At 68.2% G+C, this 16,436-nt stretch carries 18 protein-coding genes and 1 pseudogene; 16 read left to right on the forward strand and 3 right to left on the reverse strand.

What is annotated here, in order from left to right; genetic code table 11:
* Positions 1 to 117 precede the first annotated feature (117 nt).
* From ADBZ9K_RS13200 to ADBZ9K_RS13240, 9 genes and pseudogenes are all read left to right on the forward strand, one after another.
* On the forward strand, positions 118 to 1,170 hold the full coding sequence (locus ADBZ9K_RS13200) for an alpha/beta fold hydrolase (RefSeq protein WP_526622615.1): 1,053 nt from the start codon (positions 118 to 120) through the stop codon (positions 1,168 to 1,170).
* Entirely contained in the window at positions 1,085 to 1,636 is a 552-nt protein-coding gene (tsaE, locus tag ADBZ9K_RS13205) for a tRNA (adenosine(37)-N6)-threonylcarbamoyltransferase complex ATPase subunit type 1 TsaE (protein ID WP_526621179.1), read from the forward strand. Before ADBZ9K_RS13200 ends, tsaE begins: the two co-directional genes overlap by 86 nt.
* On the forward strand, positions 1,633 to 2,286 hold the full coding sequence (gene tsaB / locus ADBZ9K_RS13210; RefSeq protein WP_526621181.1) for a tRNA (adenosine(37)-N6)-threonylcarbamoyltransferase complex dimerization subunit type 1 TsaB: 654 nt from the start codon (positions 1,633 to 1,635) through the stop codon (positions 2,284 to 2,286). Before tsaE ends, tsaB begins: the two co-directional genes overlap by 4 nt.
* Complete coding sequence (gene rimI, locus ADBZ9K_RS13215) at positions 2,283 to 2,744, forward strand: ribosomal protein S18-alanine N-acetyltransferase (protein ID WP_526621183.1); 462 nt, start codon at positions 2,283 to 2,285, stop codon at positions 2,742 to 2,744. Before tsaB ends, rimI begins: the two co-directional genes overlap by 4 nt.
* Entirely contained in the window at positions 2,737 to 3,798 is a 1,062-nt protein-coding gene (gene tsaD, locus ADBZ9K_RS13220; RefSeq protein ID WP_526621185.1) for a tRNA (adenosine(37)-N6)-threonylcarbamoyltransferase complex transferase subunit TsaD, read from the forward strand. The genes rimI and tsaD overlap by 8 nt, the downstream gene beginning before the upstream one ends.
* Before the next feature lie 17 nt (positions 3,799 to 3,815).
* Entirely contained in the window at positions 3,816 to 4,853 is a 1,038-nt protein-coding gene (locus ADBZ9K_RS13225; protein ID WP_526621187.1) for an alpha/beta fold hydrolase, read from the forward strand.
* Positions 4,854 to 5,016: 163 nt separating this feature from the next.
* Positions 5,017 to 5,319, forward strand: a complete 303-nt coding sequence (gene groES / locus ADBZ9K_RS13230; RefSeq protein ID WP_036346100.1) for a co-chaperone GroES — start codon at positions 5,017 to 5,019, stop codon at positions 5,317 to 5,319.
* A gap of 85 nt (positions 5,320 to 5,404) precedes the next feature.
* Complete coding sequence (gene groL / locus ADBZ9K_RS13235; protein WP_526621189.1) at positions 5,405 to 7,018, forward strand: chaperonin GroEL; 1,614 nt, start codon at positions 5,405 to 5,407, stop codon at positions 7,016 to 7,018.
* Between the two features lie 160 nt (positions 7,019 to 7,178).
* Positions 7,179 to 7,577, forward strand: a pseudogene (locus tag ADBZ9K_RS13240) (DUF222 domain-containing protein); the annotation flags it as partial.
* Between the two features lie 15 nt (positions 7,578 to 7,592).
* Here ADBZ9K_RS13240 and ADBZ9K_RS13245 read toward each other — a convergent pair.
* Positions 7,593 to 8,786, reverse strand: a complete 1,194-nt coding sequence (locus ADBZ9K_RS13245; RefSeq protein ID WP_526622617.1) for an IS256 family transposase — start codon at positions 8,784 to 8,786, stop codon at positions 7,593 to 7,595.
* Here ADBZ9K_RS13245 and ADBZ9K_RS13250 point away from each other — a divergent pair.
* From ADBZ9K_RS13250 to ADBZ9K_RS13265, 4 genes are all read left to right on the forward strand, one after another.
* Positions 8,683 to 9,825, forward strand: a complete 1,143-nt coding sequence (locus ADBZ9K_RS13250; protein WP_526622619.1) for an HNH endonuclease signature motif containing protein — start codon at positions 8,683 to 8,685, stop codon at positions 9,823 to 9,825. The two genes, ADBZ9K_RS13245 and ADBZ9K_RS13250, sit on opposite strands and share 104 nt — an antisense overlap.
* 138 nt (positions 9,826 to 9,963) lie before the next feature.
* Positions 9,964 to 10,890, forward strand: a complete 927-nt coding sequence (locus ADBZ9K_RS13255) for an LLM class F420-dependent oxidoreductase (RefSeq protein WP_526621191.1) — start codon at positions 9,964 to 9,966, stop codon at positions 10,888 to 10,890.
* A gap of 66 nt (positions 10,891 to 10,956) precedes the next feature.
* On the forward strand, positions 10,957 to 11,610 hold the full coding sequence (locus ADBZ9K_RS13260; protein WP_526621193.1) for a VldE C-terminal domain-containing protein: 654 nt from the start codon (positions 10,957 to 10,959) through the stop codon (positions 11,608 to 11,610).
* Positions 11,607 to 12,407, forward strand: coding sequence for an enoyl-CoA hydratase (locus ADBZ9K_RS13265; protein WP_526621195.1), 801 nt, complete (start codon positions 11,607 to 11,609; stop codon positions 12,405 to 12,407). The genes ADBZ9K_RS13260 and ADBZ9K_RS13265 overlap by 4 nt, the downstream gene beginning before the upstream one ends.
* Positions 12,408 to 12,499: 92 nt before the next feature.
* Here ADBZ9K_RS13265 and ADBZ9K_RS13270 read toward each other — a convergent pair whose 3' ends face one another.
* A complete protein-coding gene (locus ADBZ9K_RS13270) occupies positions 12,500 to 12,790 on the reverse strand; it encodes a WhiB family transcriptional regulator (RefSeq protein ID WP_135425257.1) in 291 nt (96 codons plus the stop codon).
* A gap of 379 nt (positions 12,791 to 13,169) precedes the next feature.
* Here ADBZ9K_RS13270 and ADBZ9K_RS13275 point away from each other — a divergent pair, with 379 nt between their 5' ends.
* The 3 genes from ADBZ9K_RS13275 to ADBZ9K_RS13285 all read left to right on the forward strand — a co-directional run bounded on the left by ADBZ9K_RS13275 (position 13,170) and on the right by ADBZ9K_RS13285 (position 15,981).
* Complete coding sequence (locus ADBZ9K_RS13275) at positions 13,170 to 13,985, forward strand: hypothetical protein (RefSeq protein ID WP_526621197.1); 816 nt, start codon at positions 13,170 to 13,172, stop codon at positions 13,983 to 13,985.
* A gap of 87 nt (positions 13,986 to 14,072) precedes the next feature.
* A complete protein-coding gene (locus tag ADBZ9K_RS13280) occupies positions 14,073 to 14,651 on the forward strand; it encodes an RNA polymerase sigma factor (protein WP_526621199.1) in 579 nt (192 codons plus the stop codon).
* Positions 14,644 to 15,981 carry an anti-sigma-D factor RsdA gene (locus ADBZ9K_RS13285; RefSeq protein ID WP_526621201.1) on the forward strand — a complete coding sequence of 446 codons (1,338 nt, stop codon included), beginning with the start codon at positions 14,644 to 14,646 and terminating at the stop codon, positions 15,979 to 15,981. Before ADBZ9K_RS13280 ends, ADBZ9K_RS13285 begins: the two co-directional genes overlap by 8 nt.
* A gap of 49 nt (positions 15,982 to 16,030) precedes the next feature.
* Here ADBZ9K_RS13285 and ADBZ9K_RS13290 read toward each other — a convergent pair whose 3' ends face one another.
* Complete coding sequence (locus ADBZ9K_RS13290) at positions 16,031 to 16,435, reverse strand: DUF5319 family protein (RefSeq protein WP_526621203.1); 405 nt, start codon at positions 16,433 to 16,435, stop codon at positions 16,031 to 16,033.
* Between the last annotated feature and the right edge of the window lies 1 nt (position 16,436).

The raw sequence follows: 16,436 nt of genomic DNA on the forward strand, positions 1-16,436 counted from the left end.
GGCCGCGGAATCGACGAGCGGCTGGCGCGCCGCGCCGAGAAGACCGCCGAGCGGCTGGCCCGCAAGGCCGACAATCCCGGCCTCGGCGTGGGCAGAAAGGCCGGGCTGCTGGCCGGGATGGCCGGACTCAGTGCGGTCGGAACCGTCGCCGGCCTGTCGGCCGCACGGGCGTTCGGGCACCGCTCCTACATCGAAGATGCCTACCGCGGTGAAGATTTCGCCCTGCTGGACGCCGACCGCGGCTGCGTGGTGACCACACCGGACGGCATCCCGCTAGTGGTGCGCGAGGTCGGTCCGATCACCGCGCCGCTGACCGTGGTGTTCGCTCACGGTTTCTGTCTGCGGATGGGTTCGTTTCACTTTCAGCGGGCGGCGCTGGCCGACCGGTGGGGCGATCAGGTCCGGATGGTGTTCTACGACCAGCGCGGCCACGGCCAGTCTGGTGCCGGGCCGGTCGACACCTACACGGTTCCCCAGCTTGGCCAGGATCTGGAAACGATTCTGCAAGTGATGGTTCCGCGTGGGCCGGTGGTGCTCGTCGGGCATTCGATGGGTGGCATGACGGTGCTCTCGCACGCCCGCCAGTATCCGAAGCAATACGGCACCCGCATCGTCGGGGCGGCGCTGATCTCGTCGGCCGCCGAAGGTCTGCCCCGTTCCCCGCTGGGCGAGATCCTGCAGAACCCGGCGCTGGAGGCGGTGCGCTTCGCCGCCCGCTATGCACCCAAGATGATCCACCGCACCCGCGGTGCCGCCCGCTCGGTGCTGCGACCGATTCTGCGGACCGCTTCCTACGGCAGCGATCAGATGAGCCCCAGCGTTGTCGCGTTCTCCGAGGACATGATTCATGACACGCCCATCGCCACCCTGGTGGAATTCCTGCACGCCCTGGAAGTCCACGACGAAAGCGCGGCACTGCCGGTGCTGGCCCGGATTCCGACGATGATCGCCTGCGGCGACCACGACGTGCTGACTCCCGTCGTGCACTCCGAGGAGATGGCCGCGGTGTTGCCCGAATCCGAACTTGTCGTCGTCGCCGGCGCCGGTCACCTCGTGCAGCTCGAGCAGCCCGAGGTGATCAACGATGCGCTGGTGCGCCTCGTCGAACGGGCGACACCGTCCAAGCTCGTGGCCTTCGCCCGGCGGCTCAAGGACCGGGCCCGTGGATAGGACGGCGCTGGGTAGCGGAACCCGCGAGCTGCGCACCCTCGAAGACACCATCGCCTGGGGCGCGCAGCTCGGTGAGCAGTTGCGGGCCGGCGACGTCGTCGTGCTGTCCGGACCGCTGGGGGCCGGAAAGACCGCGCTCACCAAGGGAATCGCGCTCGGCATGGACGTCGAAGGCCCGGTGACCTCGCCGACGTTCGTGCTGGCCCGCGTCCACCGGGCCCGCCGTCCCGAGCACCCCGCGCTGGTGCACGTCGACGTCTACCGGCTGCTCGAACACACCGGTTCCGACCTGCTGGCCGAGCTGGATTCACTGGATCTCGACACCGATCTCGACAGCGCTGTCGTGGTGGTCGAATGGGGCGAGGGGCTGGCCGAGCGGCTTTCCGAGAACCACCTCGACATCACCCTGACGCGCTGCGCCGACAGCGAGATCCGCACCGCGACATGGCAGTGGAGCCGCGGATGATCCGCACCGTCCTGGTCCTCGACACCGCCACCCCGGCCGTGACCGCCGCGGTGGTGATCCGCGACGGCGGCGCGGGCCTCGAGCTGGCCGGTGAGCGCATCACCCTCGACGCCCGCGCGCACGCCGAGATGCTGACCCCCAACGTCGTGACCGCGGTGGAGTCGGCCGGGCTGACCATGACCGAGCTGGATGCCGTCGTCGTGGGGTGCGGACCGGGACCGTTCACCGGACTGCGGGTCGGGATGGCCACCGCCGCCGCCTACGGGCATGCGCTGGGCCGGCCGGTCCACGGGGTGTGCAGCCTCGACGGCATCGGGGTGCTGACCACCGGCGAGGTGCTGGTGGTCACCGATGCCCGCCGCCGCGAGGTGTACTGGGCGCGGTACCGCGACGGGGTGCGCGTCGAAGGCCCGGACGTGGCCGCTCCCGCCGCTGTCCCGGTCGGGACGGCCGATGCGGTGGCCGGATCACCCGAGCACGCCGCCCTGTTCGACCTGCCGGCGATCGAGCCCGCCTATCCGACGGCCCTGGGCCTGGTCAGCGCGGTTTCGGACTGGGTCGCCGAACCCGCCGCGCTGGTGCCGTTGTACCTGCGCCGCCCTGATGCCAAGACGCTTGCCGAGCGCGGACTCGAAGGGGTGGGTCCGTGAACGTCGAATACGGCCCGCTGCACAAGACCGACGCCGCCCGCTGCGCTGAGCTGGAGAACCTGCTGTTCGAGGGCGACGACCCGTGGCCGGACTTCGCCTTCATTCGTGAACTGGCCGCGCCGCACAACCGGTATGTCGCCGCGCGGGTGGACGACAAGCTGGTCGGCTACGCCGGCATCTCCCGGCTGGGCCGTACGCCACCGTTCGAGTACGAGATCCACACCGTCGGGGTGGACCCGGCCTGTCAGGGACAGGGGATCGGGCGGCGGATGATGACCGAACTGCTGGCGTCGGTCGGCCCGGATTCGGTGGTGTTCCTGGAGGTCCGCACCGACAACGAGCCGGCGATCGCGCTCTACGAAAGCCTCGGCTTCGAGAAGATGGGCGTGCGCAAGCGTTACTACCGGGTCAGCGGCGCCGACGCTTACACCATGCGGCGGGGGGCAGCTCATGACTAACCTCGAGCCGCTGCGCTCCCGCCCGCCGGAAACAATCATCTTGGCGATCGAAAGCTCTTGTGACGAAACTGGAGTCGGCATCGCCCGGCTCGACGCCGACGGAACGGTGACGCTGCTCGCCGACGAGGTGGCCTCCAGCGTCGACGAGCACGCCCGGTTCGGCGGAGTGGTGCCCGAGATCGCCTCGCGTGCCCACCTCGAAGCGCTCGGGCCCACCATGCGCCGCGCACTGCGGGCTGCCGAGGTCGACAAACCCGACGTTGTCGCCGCCACCATCGGTCCCGGTCTGGCCGGCGCCCTGCTGGTCGGGGTGGCCGCCGCCAAGGCCTACGCCGCGGCGTGGGGCGTGCCGTTCTACGCCGTCAACCACCTCGGCGGGCATCTGGCCGCCGACGTCTACGACCATGGCCCGCTGCCCGAATGCGTCGGCCTGCTGGTGTCCGGCGGCCACACCCATCTGCTGCATGTGCGCTCGCTCGGGGAGCCGATCGTCGAACTCGGCAGCACCGTCGACGACGCGGCGGGGGAGGCCTACGACAAGGTGGCCCGGCTGCTGGGCCTGGGCTATCCGGGCGGCCGCGCCCTCGACGAGCTGGCCCGCACCGGCGACCGGGACGCGATCCACTTCCCACGCGGTATGACCGGCCCCCGCGACGAACGGTTCGCGTTCTCCTTCTCCGGGCTCAAGACCGCCGTCGCCCGCTACGTCGAAAGCCACCCAGGCGCCCCGGCGGCCGACATCGCCGCCGGGTTCCAGGAAGCCGTCGCCGATGTGCTCACCGCCAAGGCCGTGCGGGCCGCCACCGAACTCGGGGCGTCCACGCTGCTGATCGCCGGCGGGGTGGCAGCCAACTCGCGGCTGCGTGAGCTCGCCGAAGAGCGTTGTGCTGCAGCGGGTTTGACGCTAAGAATCCCGAGGCCGCGGCTGTGCACCGACAATGGGGCGATGATCGCCTCGTTCGCCGCGCACCTGATCGCCGCCGGTGCCGCGCCCTCGCCGTTGGATGTGAAGAGCGACCCCGGCCTTCCGGTCATCGCCGGCCAGGTCGCATGAGCCGGCCCGGCCGCTGAATGCACTATGACCTGACGCTGCGTCCGGCCCAGCCGGCCACCCCGGCACCCGACGCGTTCACGATTCACCGCCGCACGGTGCCGGCCAGCCCGGGCCGCGACGGGCTGGAGCTGGCGTTCGTCCACGAAGGAAGCGGGGGCTACCCGCTGCTCCTGCTGCACGGTTATCCCGAGACCAAGCGCATCTGGTGGCGCAACATCGCCGCGCTGGCCGAGGCGGGCTACGAGGTGATCGCCCCGGACCTGCGCGGGCACGGTGACTCCGCGCTGTCGCAGGCCGATGTCTACGACATCGCCGCCTACAGCCGCGACGTCTACCTGCTGGTCCACGACGTCCTGGGTCATCAGCGGTGCGGGGTGCTCGGCGGTGACGTCGGCGGCGTGGTCGCGGTGGACCTACTGCACCGCTATCCCGGGTTCGTTGACAAGCTGGTCTTCTTCGACACCGTGCCGCCGCTGGTCTTCGACGATTTCATCGCCGCCGGCATCGATCCGGCCGCGGTCCTGAGCGACGGGCCGACCGGCGACTACCGGCACCGCCAGGGCGCCACCCCCGACGAACTCGCCGCCGAACTGGACACCGCCGACAAGCGCCGACGCTACGTCGGCGAGATGTACGGACACCGGCTGTGGGCCTCGCCGGGCACCTTCAGCCCGGCCGACGTCGAGTTCATGACCGAACCGTTCGACACCGAGGAGCGGCTGCGCGCGGGCTGGGCCGTCTACCAGTTGGCCTACGGCAGGCCGGTCAGTGAGCCGCCGATCATGGACCGCAAGGTCGACGTGCCGACCCTGATCCTCTACGGGATGGACGACCACGTCGTCGGCCCGGAGTTCCTGCACACCTGCGAAGTGGCGTTCACCAACCGGACCGGGCCGGTCGTGTTGCCTGGTGCCGGGCACTTCCTGCAGTGGGAACGGGCCGACCTGTTCAACGCCCTGGTCATCGCCTTCTTCGGGGACCGTCGCGTCGCCCACGAGCAGGCCACCTGCTCGGCGGGGTACGCCGACGGCGAATCCGCAGCGGGCCACCCTTGAGTGCTAGCACTCGCATGTATAGAGTGCTAGGTGGCAGGCGGACAACCCCTGTGCCGGCACCCGCGACGACGGCGCGAGGGTGTGGACGTATGCCGAACACCTGGTAATTCCGACTGGTCCGGGCGCACTAGCCCCGGCCGCAAGTTAACTAACGGAGGACTCCATCGTGGCCGTGAACATCAAGCCACTCGAGGACAAGATCCTCGTTCAGGCCAATGAGGCCGAGACGACCACCGCGTCGGGTCTGGTCATCCCGGACACCGCCAAGGAGAAGCCGCAGGAAGGCACCGTTGTCGCTGTCGGCCCCGGCCGGTGGGACGAGGACGGCGAGAAGCGGATTCCGCTGGACGTCGCCGAGGGCGACACCGTCATCTACAGCAAGTACGGCGGCACCGAGATCAAGTACAACGGCGAGGAGTACCTGATCCTGTCGGCCCGCGACGTGCTGGCGGTCGTCAACAAGTAGCAACCGTGAACCGCCCCGGAAATCCCCGTGCCCGCACGGGTGGTTTCCGGGGCGGAACGCGCTTAAGCGAAATCAGGACTGACATATGAGCAAACTGATCGAATTCAACGAGACCGCACGGCGAGCAATGGAAGCCGGGGTCGACAAACTTGCCGACGCCGTGAAGGTGACGCTGGGCCCGCGTGGACGCCACGTGGTCCTCGCCAAGGCCTTCGGCGGCCCCACGGTCACCAACGACGGCGTGACCATCGCCCGGGAAATCGAGCTGGAAGATCCGTTCGAGAACCTCGGCGCCCAGCTGGTCAAATCGGTGGCCACCAAGACCAACGATGTCGCCGGCGACGGCACCACCACCGCCACCGTGCTCGCCCAGGCCATGATCAAGCACGGCCTGCGCAACGTCGCGGCGGGAGCCAACCCGATCGCACTGGGATTGGGCATCGGCCGCGCCGCCGACGTCGTATCTGAGGCGCTGCTGGCCGCGGCCACCCCGGTGGCCGGCAAGACCGGTATCAGCCAGATCGCGACCGTGTCCTCGCGCGACGAGGAGGTTGGCGAGCTGGTCGGCGAGGCGATGACCAAGGTCGGTGCTGACGGCGTGGTGAGCGTCGAGGAGTCCTCGACCTTGAACACCGAGCTGGAGGTCACCGACGGTGTCGGCTTCGACAAGGGCTTCATCTCGGCCTACTTCGTCACCGACTTCGACTCGCAGGAGGCCGTCCTCGAGGACGCGCTGGTGCTGCTGCATCGCGACAAGGTCAGCTCGCTACCCGATCTGCTGCCGTTGCTGGAGAAGGTCGCCCAGTCCGGCAAGCCGCTGCTGATCGTGGCCGAGGACGTCGAAGGCGAGGCGCTGTCGACGCTGGTGGTCAACGCCATCCGCAAGACACTCAAGGCCGTCGCCGTGAAGGCGCCGTTCTTCGGTGACCGCCGCAAGGCGTTCCTCGACGATCTGGCCGTCGTCACCGGCGGTCAGGTGGTCAACCCCGACGTGGGCCTGCTGCTGCGCGAGGCCGGCCTCGAGGTGCTGGGCTCCGCCCGGCGCGTCGTCGTCACCAAGGACTCCACCGTCCTCGTCGACGGCGGCGGCACCCAGGAGGCGATCGCCAACCGGGTCAAGCAGCTCAAGAGCGAGATCGAGGCTTCCGAGTCCGACTGGGACCGGGAGAAGCTGCAGGAGCGGCTGGCCAAGTTGGCCGGCGGTGTCGCGGTGATCAAGGTCGGCGCGGCCACCGAGACCTCCCTTAAGGAGCGCAAGCACCGGGTGGAGGACGCCGTGTCGGCGGCCAAGGCCGCCGTCGAGGAGGGCATTGTCGCCGGCGGCGGAAGCGCCCTGGTTCAGGCCCGCAAGTCCCTCGATTCGCTGCGCGCGTCGCTGTCGGGTGACGAGGCACTGGGCGTCGAGGTGTTCTCCTCGGCGCTGTCGGCTCCGCTGTTCTGGATCGCCACCAATGCCGGCTACGACGGTGCCGTCGTGGTGAATACGGTGTCGGGCCTGCCCGCCGGGCACGGCTTCAACGCCGCGACGCTCACCTACGGTGACCTGATCGCCGACGGTGTCATCGACCCGGTGAAGGTGACCCGCTCCGCGGTCGTCAACGCCGCATCGGTGGCACGCATGGTGCTCACCACCGAGACCGCGATCGTCGAGAAGCCCGCCGAGTCCGAGGACGACGGCCATCACGGGCACTCGCACTAAATTAGTTCCAACGATTCACCCCCGGTCCTGTTGGGCCGGGGGTGTTTTCGTGTGGTGGCGAGGGCGCCAATCAGGCTGCGCTGCATTGGTAATGCGACCAAGTCACCTACGGATCGGCAGGCGGCCCGTTCTTGTCGGTGCCTGCTGCGATGATGGGGTCGTGTCTTCGGCGGCATCGGTTGCGGTGGTGGGTCCCACGGATCGTCTTGAGGTGTTGTTCGAGGAGTTGGCCGAGTTGGCTGGTCAGCGCAATGCCATTGATGGGCGCATTGTGGAGATCGTCGCCGAGATCGACCGTGATGAACTCTGGGGCGCTACCGGTGCACGTTCGATCCCGGCGTTGGTCGCTTGGAAGCTGGGTGTGTCCTCGGCCAACGCCCACGCGATGGCCACCGTCGCGCACCGGATCGCGGAGTTTCCCCGCTGCGCCGAAGGCTTGCGGGAGGGACGACTGTCGCTGGATCAGGTCGGGGTGATCGCCGGCCGCGCCGCCGAGGGTTCTGATGAGCACTACGCGCGGGCTTGTCAAGATAACTGTGTAAGGAGTGCGGGCCGGTTGGTCATTGGTCGGTTCTCATAGTGGGAGTCGGTCGGGGAATTGGATGGCGAAGTTGTTGAGCGCTTCGGTCCAGCGGTAGGTTCCTTGTCCTTGGTTGTCTCGTTTCTGGTTGATGTTGCGGATGGCCAGATAGAGCAGTTTCATCGCGGCAGCATCGGAGGGAAACGAGCCGCGGGCTTTGGTGACTTTGCGGAGTTGGTAGTTCAGCGACTCGATCGCGTTGGTGGTGTAGATGATCTTGCGGATCTCCACCGGGAACGCCAGAAACGGCGTGAACTCTGTCCACGCCCGGTCCCACACAGCCACGGCTCCAGGGGATTTGGACTTCCATTCGGTCCGGAACTGCTCGAGCGCCAGTGCGGCGGCCTCTTCGGTGGCCGCGGTGTAGATCGGGCGCAGCGCTGTGGCCATGGCCCGGCGGTCGGTGTAGGACGCGTAGCGCATCGAGGCCCGCAGCAGGTGCACCACGCAGGTCTGGATGACGGCCTGGGGCCAGACCGCGGCGATGGACTCAGGCAAGCCCGTCAGTCCGTCGCAGCAGACGAACAACGCATCGCGGCAGCCCCGGTTGCGCAGCTCGGTGAGCACCCCGTGCCAGAACTTGGCGCCTTCGCTCTGCTGGATCCAGATCCCCAGGACCTGCTTGATCCCGTCGATGTCGACCCCGATCACGATGTGGGCGGCCTTGTTGGCCACCACGCCGCCGTCGCGGATCTTGATCCGGATCGCGTCGATGTAGAGGATCGGATAGACCGGATCGACCGGGCGGGACTGCCAGGCCGCGATCTCCTCGACCACGACATCGGTGACCCGCGAAATCGTCGCCGCCGACACGCTGGCCCCGTAGACCTCCTCGAGGTGCTCGGTGATGTCGCGGGTGCTCATCCCGCGGGCGTACAGCGACAAGATCATGTCCTCGACCTGGCCCAGGCGCCGCCTGCGTTTGGGCACGATCGCCGGGGTGAAGCTGCCATTGCGGTCGCGGGGAACCTCCAGCTCGACCGGGCCGGCGGTGGTCAGCACGGTCTTGCGGCCGTGCCCGTTACGGGAATTCCCCGAGCCATTCCCGGCTGGATCGCCATGCTCGTAACCGAGGTGATCGGCGATCTCAACATCCAGAGCCCGTTCCAGCACAGCCTTGGTCATCTGGGCCAACAGCCCCTCGGGACCATCAATCGGGGTGCCCGAGGCCTCGGCATCAGCCAACAAGGCGTCTACCGCTGCTGGCGGCAACACCTGCGACAGCCGCTTAGCGGCCTCGTCACGTGAATCAGATCGGGACAACACTCACTCCTGTCCGGCGGTCAGTATGCCTGACCACCATTCAGGCCCAACCCCTTACACAGTCAATGAGACACGCCCCTACGCGCAGCTGGCTGCGGTCGCCACTGTCAACCAACTGCGCACCGCGATCACCCTCGAACCCCGACCCGAGCCCGAGCCTCGCCCCGAGCCGCAACGCTGCATCACCAAGTCCGGCACCGACACGTCCACCAGGTGGACGATCACCCTGCCTGATGACGAGGCGGCCACCGTCGATGCCGCCGTGCAGTCCCACCTGGATGCCCTGATTGCCGACTGGAAACGCGACCACGGCGACGGTTCCTCGCCGAGCGCGCCGCCGTTGCCGAACACCGTTGATGCGTTTATGAGTCTGGTCGAGGCCGGCTGGGACAGCGAGGTCGCCCGCCGCCCGCACGGGCAACGCACCACCGTCGTCGTGCACCTCGACGTCGCAGACCGCCTCGCCGCCCTGCATTTGGGGCCGCTGCTATCGGATGCCGACCGCCAGTATCTGACCTGTGATGCCACCGGCGAGGTCTGGTTCGAACGCGAGGGCCAACCGATCGACGCCGGACGCACCACCCGCACCATCAACCGCCGGCTACGCCGGGCCCTGGAACACCGCGACCGCAGCTGCGCGGTCCCCGGGTGTGGCGCCACCCGCGGGCTGCACGCCCACCACATCCAGCACTGGGAAGACGGTGGCCCCACCGAACTGCACAACCTGGTGCTGCTGTGCCCCTACCACCACCGCGCCCACCACCGCGGGCTGATCACCATCACCGGACCCGCCCACCACCTCACCGTCACCGACAACAACGGGCATCCACTCACATCAGAACCGCTGGCCCACCCACCCCAACACCGGCCACCAACCGTCCCGCCCTGCCCCGGACCCACCGGCGAACACGCCCAATGGTGGTGGTACCAACCCTTCCAACCCCAACCACCACCCGGCAACTAGCCGACGGAAACCAAACACGCTGGTGTGCAGGCGTATCCATGCACGATGCGTGCTGACACCTCGAGCGGGCCGGGACGTTGGGCGAATTGGTTCGCCGGACCGGAATGCAACCGAGGGCCGACCGCGTTGCACCGAAGCATGACCATTCGTCTCGGACTTCAGATCCCCAACTTCTCCTACGGAACTCCCGTCGCCGAGCTGTTCCCCGCCGTGGTGGCTCAGGCCCGCGAGGCCGAGAGCGCGGGATTCGACACCGTCCTCCTGATGGACCACTTCTACCAATTGCCGGGTCTGGGCGAACCCGACGAACCGATGCTCGAGGCCTACACCGCGCTGGGCGCCCTGGCCAGCGCGGTCGAGCGGGTGCAGTTGTCGACCCTGGTCACGGGCAACACCTATCGCAACCCCACCCTGCTCGCAAAGGTGATCTCGACGCTGGACGTGGTCAGTGGCGGTCGGGCGATCCTCGGCCTCGGAGCGGGGTGGTACGAATTGGAACACCAGCAGCTGGGTTTCGAGTTCGGCACGTTCACCGAACGCTTCGAAAAGCTCGAAGAGGCGCTGCAGATCATCACCGGAATGTTGCACGGCGAACGGCCCACGTTCGATGGCAAGTGGTATCACATCGAGAACGCGATCAACGAACCGCGCTACCGTGACCACATTCCGGTCATGCTCGGCGGCAGCGGTGAGAAGAAGACATTCCGGCTCGCGGCCCGCTACGCCGACCACCTCAACATCATCGCCGACATCGATCAGCTGCCCGCCAAGCTGGATGTGCTGAGCCAGCGCTGTGCCGAGATCGACCGCGACCCGGCCACTTTGGAGACCAGCTCGTTGCTGACGGTGGTGGTCGACGGGTACGGGGCGCACAGCGACATCGGTGAGGCCCGCAGTGGTCGGGCAGTCACCGGCACGCTGGATCAGATCGCCGATGAGATCAAGCGCCGGGTCCTCGACGTCGGCATCGACGGGGTGATCATCAACCTGCCAACACACGGCTACACCCCGGGTGTCGTCACGGCTGTCGGTGAGGCGCTCGCGCCGCTGGTCGACGCGAGCTAGATCGACAGCGCCCCGCCCGGTCAAAGACCGCCACACCCGCCCGGCACCGAAAGTAGAGTGCCGCACATGGCAATGGTGTCAATCGGCGGATGGGGCCGCTGGGTTGCGGCGGCGATGTCGGTAGCCGTCTCCGCGGCCATGTTCTATGCCCAGAGCACCGAGACGCCGAAGGCGCCCGCGGCACGGCAGGCTGCTGTCGCGCCGGGGGCGGCTGCCGCCGCGAACGGTGCCCAGCCCACCGAAGCCGAATTGTTGGCGGCCAGCGCACCTGTCGGGGCCGCGGATTTCCAGCTCGCGTTGCCCCGCGGCCTCGCGCCCGAGCAGGGCCTCCAGGTCCACACCATCTGGGTCGCGCGCGCCATCAGCGTGATGTTCCTGGAGATCAAGACAATCGGCGGGTACCGGCAAGACCCGTTGCCATGGCATCCAAACGGGCTGGCGATCGACGTGATGATCCCGAACTATCACACACCTGAGGGCATCGAACTCGGCAACCAGATCGCGGGGTATGCGCTGGCGAACGCGAAGCGCTGGGGCGTGCTGCATGTGATCTGGCGACAGGGCTTCTACCCGGGGATCGGTGCGCCGAGTTGGACGGCCGACTACGGCAACGAGACCGCCAACCACTACGACCACGTTCATATCGCTACCGACGGCGGTGGTTACCCCACCGGTCGCGAAACCTATTACCTCGAATCCATGCTGTCGGCGCCGGCGTGAGCACGGCGAACGTGACCGACGAACCGTTGCTGCTGCACCACCGCGACCACCGCGGTGTCGTCACGCTCACCCTGAACCGCCCCCGCGCTTTCAATGCACTGTCGGCAGCGATGCTCGCCGCGCTGGGCGAAGCCTTCGACAGCCTCGCCCACCATGACGATGTCCGTGCCGTCGTACTCGGCGCAGCCGGGACGGCATTCTGCGCCGGCCACGATCTCAAAGAGATGCGGGCCCAGACGTCGCTGGAGTATTACCAGCAGCTATTCGCCCAATGCACCGAGGTGATGCTGGCGATCCAGCGCCTCCCGGCTCCCGTCATCGCACGAGTACAGGGCCTGGCGACAGCCGCGGGATGCCAGCTCGTCGCGATGTGCGACCTGGCGGTGGCCAGTCAGGATGCCCGCTTCGCAGTCAGCGGTATCAACGTCGGGCTGTTCTGCTCGACCCCAGGAGTGGCGCTGTCGCGGAATCTGAGCCGAAAGGCCGCCTTCGAGATGTTGGTCACCGGCGATTTCGTCACCGCAGAGCAGGCCCGCGAGTTGGGGCTGATCAACCGGGTGGCCGCCGCCGGGGCGTTGGACGAAGAGGTCGAGGCGCTGGTCTCCCGCATTGTCGCCAAACCGGGGGTCGCCGTCGCGATGGGCAAAGCGCTGTTCTATCGCCAGCTCGAGGTTGGGATCGAGGACGCCTACACCGATGCCGGCGCGACGATGGCTGCCAACATGATGGAGCCGTGCGCGCTCGAAGGTGTGCAGGCGTTCATCGACAAGCGCCCGCCAAGCTGGTCGACGGCTTAGTGCGAGGCGGCTGAGGGGTTGCGCGACATGCGCCTGCGACGCAAAGAGGCCCATCCCGGTTGGGATGGGCCTCTTTTAACGTTTGCTGGAGGTCAGGCGGTGCGACGGATTCCACGCTTGAGCAACAACTCGCGCTCGGCTTCGCTCAGGCCGCCCCAAATGCCGTAGGGCTCACCGACGGCCAGTGCGTGCGAGCGGCACTGGGTGATCACCGGGCAACGCCGGCACATCTCCTTGGCGCGCATCTCGCGCTGCGCACGGGCACGGCCACGCTCACCGTCGGGGTGGAAGAACATCGACGAATCAACGCCTCGGCAAAGGCCTTGCATCTGCCAATCCCAGATGTCGGCGTTGGGACCGGGTAGCTGCTGCGGCTGTGGCATTGGAAAACCCCTCTCTCCGCGCATCTTTCGCACGCGTGAGTTGTGGAACCGATCCGAGCACTGTCGCCGATGACTACTCGTGCCCACAAAATTAGGGGTGCCGTGCAAACCGCGTCAATAGCCATCCCATGTGCGCAATCACATAATGGCAGCTCGAGAATTTACATCACGTTCATCATTGCGACCCACCGTCGCGGGCTGAAGTGCTACCAGGCACGGTCATGAGTCGGCGCCACGGCGATTTGTGCAGTACGGGTCGGGCGTTGTCGGCCTCCGATTTCCTAGCGCTCCATAGGTAGTTGACACGGTCGTAACACAGCGACCACGAACTGTTAACTGACATCGGCGACAACTGCCGCTTGATAGCGTCGCCGGACAGATGAATGCCACCGTGCTGACCGCCGCCGCCTTCGGCGACTCCCCGGGTTGCTGGCCGCTGCCCCCCGCAACCACCGCCGAGCAGTTGTGGCTTCGGGCCGTCGCCGCCGGCGGTCAGGGCCGCTACAGCAGTGCTCGTGCCGACCTCGCCGCGCTGCGCCGGCGCCAACCTGTCGGGGCCCTGGCGGCCCTGTCGCTGAGTACGGAGGCGTCGTTGCTGCGCCAGCTCGGCTGTCACCGTCAAGCCAGCGGGTGGGATGGGCGTGCACTGGCGATGGCGGCCGGCTGCGACCCCGATCCGGTGGCGGTCGAGGCCGGCGTCGACGCCGCCGTCGGGCTGGCGGCCGACGCGCTCGGCGTGGGCCGGCTGTCGGCGTCGGCACGACTGCTCGAGCGGGCCGAGGAGATGATGCGCCGGTCCGTCGCTCCGTCGCCGCGACTGGCCATCCGGCTGATGTGGGTGCGCGCCGAACTGGCGATGGCCGGCGGTCAGGGCGAGGCCGCACTGGCGTATGCGCAGCGCGGCGTCGAACTCGCCGAGCACGCCCTGCCGGCTCTGCGGCGCCACCGGGTCAAAAGCGATGTGGTGCTTGCCGCCGCGTGGTGCTGTGCCGGCGCACCGGACCGCTCGCGGCTTGTCGCCGACGCCGCACTGACCGACACGCACACCTACGGCCTGCTACCGCTGCGCTGGGCGCTGGCATGCCTGCTGGTTGATATCGGAAGTGCAACTCTTACGTCACAGCAAGTCTCGGCGGTCCGGGACGAATCCGCGGCTGTTATCACACGGCGCGGCGGGCGGTGGACTCGCCGCTAACGCCCGATCGGCAGGTTGGGCCGATATTGTCTAGCTGAATGGCTGCCGGGAATCGTCCCGTTCGTAACGTTGGAGATATCGCCGTCGATGACAATTCCAGGAGATCGTCTCGACGCCGCCGTTGCTGAAGCCGTGGCCGGCAGCCGGGATGCGCTCCGGGAAGTTGTGGAGACCATCCGCCCCATCGTGGTCCGTTACATCCGGGCTCGCCTGGGAGCCACGGAGCGGGTTGGCCTCTCTGCCGATGACGTCGCACAGGAGGTTTGCTTGGCCGCCATACAGGCGCTGCCGCGCTACCAGGATCAGGGTCGCCCTTTCCTGGCCTTCGTGTACGGCATCGCTGCTCACAAGGTCGCCGACGCTCACCGCGCCGCGGCCCGTAACCGGTCCGACCCCACTGACGTGGTGCCGGAGCGGTACTCGCTCGAGGCGGGTCCCGAGCAGATGGCGGTCAACTCCGACTCCGCAGCGCGGATGAACCAGCTGCTGCAGGTGCTGCCCGAAAAACAGCGCGAGATCCTGATCCTGCGGATCGTGGTCGGCCTGTCTGCCGAGGAGACCGCCGACGCGGTCGGCAGCACCCCGGGGGCGGTGCGGGTGGCCCAGCACCGGGCCCTGGCAAAGCTCAAGTCCGAGATCACCGCGGCAGGTCACGACTATGCCTGACTTCGGACGCAATTCACGCAGGGAAGACCCGTCGCTGGACGCCGTCATCAACAGCGACCGTTTCATCGACGCGCTGGCCACCGGTCGGCAGGCGGCGCCGCAGGACCAGGCCGACGCCGTGCTGGCCGCCATGCTGGGCGACTGGCGTGACGAGATGCGCTGGCCACCGGCAACGGGCCTGATCACCGAGCGGGATGCGATCGCAGCGCTGCGGAGCGGGCTGGCCGAGAAGCACCGTGGCGGGCGCAGCCGGCGCGGTCTGAGCATCGTCGGTGCGGCCGCCGCCGGTGTGCTGGCCATCGGCGGATTCGGCGCGGTCGTTGCGGGCTCCGGACCCGGCGACGCGCTCTACGGATTGCGGACCATGCTGTTCGGCGCGCCTAAGCAGGTCCGCGATGACCAGGTCACGCTGGCCGCCAAGACCGAGATGGCCCAGGTGCAGCAGCTGATCGCCCAGGGCGACTGGCAGGCGGCCCAGGACAAGCTGGTGGCCGTCAGCACGCAGGTGGCCAGCGTCGGTGACGAGACGCAGAAGCAGCAGCTGCTCGACCAGTGGAACCAGCTGTCGGCCAAGGTGGTGCAGAAGGACCCGGAGGCCACGGTTCCGCCCGGTATCACCTACACGGTGCCGCCGTCGGCCACCGAACTGGTTCCAGCCGTCGTGACCCCGACCGACGGGCCCGAGGTGCCGCCGACGAGCGTTCCGGATCTGCCCTCGATCACACTGTCGACCCTCCCGGCCGAGCCGAGCGGAACCGGCACCTTCGCGCCGACGACGACGGAGAGCCCGACGAGCGAGCCGACCTCGCCGGTGGAGCAGACGCAGTCGCCGACCTCCACCACGGCGTCGACGGCTGTGCCGACCACCACGACGGTGCCGACCACCACGACGGCGCCGGCAACCACGACGGTGCCGACCACCACGGCGGTGCCGACCACCACCTCCGTGGCTCCCGGCACCACGACCACGACCGCGCTTCCGACCACCACGGCGGGCACCACACCGACGAGCACCACGACGGCGGCCCCGACCACCACGAGCACCACCACGACCACGGTGGGGGGCGCGGCGGCTCCGTCGCCGGCGGCGGGGTCCGCCACGACGGGGGTAGTCCAGCAGTCGTCGGCCTCGGCACCGCCGGCCGCGTCGTCAGCCTCGGTTCCCCCCGCTGCGGCCACCCCGAGCACCCAGCCGCAGACCGTGCTGTCGATCCCGTCGACGGTCATCCAGGCGCCGAAGACGCAGCCGCCGATTGTGATCACCACCACGATGGTGATGCCCATGCCATTGCTGCCACAGCTCGGTGGCGGTCACAGCGACGGGAGCTGACCCGGCGCCGGATTACTCGATGTGATCTCGCTGCGCGAAATTCCCGCGCTCAGCGGAACCCGTCGTAGTCCGACGTCGCCTCGTTCAGCGAGGCGTCGGCGTACCCGCGGCAGTAGTCCCACGTGACGTAGGCGTCGGGCTCGGGGTCATAGGCCGGCTCGTGTGGACGGACCGTGCCGTCGACCAAGAGCTGAAGAAGGTTGGCGCGCAACATGTCCCAGTCGTGATAGTGGTCCTGCTGGCAGTCGTCGCAGCACACCACCAGGCCGCGGATGCCCTTGTGGGCCAACAGCGCCTCATAGACGGCCAGATCAGCCAGGTCCGCCTCGACCGCGGCGCGCTCCTGCGGGTCCAACGGCTGGCCCGGCTCCAGTGCATCGAGGGCCGCTGACGGATCGCAGGGGTCGTCGGCGAACGGGTCAGGCGGCAGGCCTGGTGGTAGGTGGTCGCGCACG

The organism is Mycobacterium sp., assembly GCF_965229265.1.
GTDB lineage: Bacteria > Actinomycetota > Actinomycetes > Mycobacteriales > Mycobacteriaceae > Mycobacterium.